This is a genomic window from Photobacterium alginatilyticum (assembly GCF_009910675.1).
Taxonomy (GTDB): domain Bacteria; phylum Pseudomonadota; class Gammaproteobacteria; order Enterobacterales; family Vibrionaceae; genus Photobacterium; species Photobacterium alginatilyticum.
On the sequence record NZ_RSEJ01000111.1, the window covers coordinates 1 to 1,309 of the forward strand.

At 45.3% G+C, this 1,309-nt stretch carries 1 protein-coding gene; it reads right to left on the minus strand.

Features of this window, described 5'->3' with window-relative positions; translation table 11 throughout:
- Positions 1-20 precede the first annotated feature (20 nt).
- The gene (locus EIZ48_RS28220) at positions 21-1,208 is read right to left on the minus strand and encodes an IS4 family transposase (protein WP_160658707.1); all 1,188 of its coding nucleotides are present in this window, start codon (positions 1,206-1,208) and stop codon (positions 21-23) included.
- Positions 1,209-1,309 lie beyond the last annotated feature (101 nt).

A 1,309-nucleotide genomic window follows, 5' to 3' on the forward strand; every position in this document is an offset into this window, starting at 1 on the left:
CTGGAGGATCCCCACAAAATTTATGCATGATAACTGCTCCTCGCCATCATAATTAACTCTTGTTGTGCCCAACGTAATGTTGAATCTGTAATGTGATATTCTAGCCGTCGAAAGACTTCTTTTCCGAGCCTGACGAACGATAATACACGTCGCTTTTTTATAGTATTAGCCTGGAAGTGGCGGTGCCAACCGGCATGTTCGGCAGCAATGCCGAACCACCAATAGACCATGAAAGAGAGAAGGCCGATCAGCAACAGGATATCCAGACGCTTAGGATCGTTTGTTCGACTTTGACGGAGACCAAAGCCGTATTGAGGGCTTTTTAGATCTCGGAAAGTCTCTTCAATTTGCATGCGCTTTTCATAGAGGCGGATGATACAGCGGGAGGAGAAGATGTCGGTTGGGATGTTGGTGGCGAGTAGCCAAGGTTCTTTTGCTGATTTTCTATGAACGGCTTGTGCAGTGAAGTGCTCTCGGCCTCTGGGTCTGTCTTTTCGTTTTTTAACCGTTTGTTTCTTGAAGAGGTGCAGGTGGCAGAGTAATGGTTTTCGTTTTGCCAATTGGGTCAATCCAATGTACTTGGGTTTATTATTTGCCTTTTTAAACAGTTGCTTAATGTGATGCCACTGTTTGTTATAAAAGGCATTTACATCTCCGCGAACGCGTCCTAGATAGCACCAGCCCATAGTCTCTACCTGCCGAAACCAGGTGTTCCGGAAACCAGCATCAGTGACAATAATGGGTATGACATGCGAGGGTAAAACGGCTTTAAAGTTATCAAGAAATGTTTGGTGACTGCGGGGAGAGTTGTACTGTTTAAAGGTAAAGGATTGCTCGAAAAGGGTAACGGAACGACCGTCTACAGCGATGGATGCCCTGAGTACCATGAGTCGCTTATATTCCCGGATATCGGCCCAGTCGACGAGGACGATCGGCTGAGGGTTAACCGAGCATATTTGGTGGCAGTGCCAGCGGTAAATATCTAGCCTGTCTCGGTGTAGATGACAATTACCTAATAAACGATCAACCCGCTTTATACAGTGTTTGGCTTTTGCTTTAGAAGGAAGGGCTCTGCCAAGCAAGGTTAGGGTCAGCGCATCGTTATTTAGTAGAGCTTTCACCGAATCCATGAGTGAGTTGAGTCGCTTTTTGTGAATGCTAGGGCATTGTTCTCTAAGGGAGTCGTGTAGTATTTGAATATCACGCATCTTGTTTTCTTCTTTTGTTTTTGTGGTGAATTCATTAGATCAGAAGGCAAGGTGCGTGTCTACTTATTGAACAGTAAAGGAATTTTGTGGGGATTCCTGAG

Coding starts and splice junctions, on each gene's coding strand:
- EIZ48_RS28220 (WP_160658707.1), bottom strand. CDS start 1,208: ATGCGTGATATTCAAATACTACACGACTCCCTTAGAGAACAATGCCCT.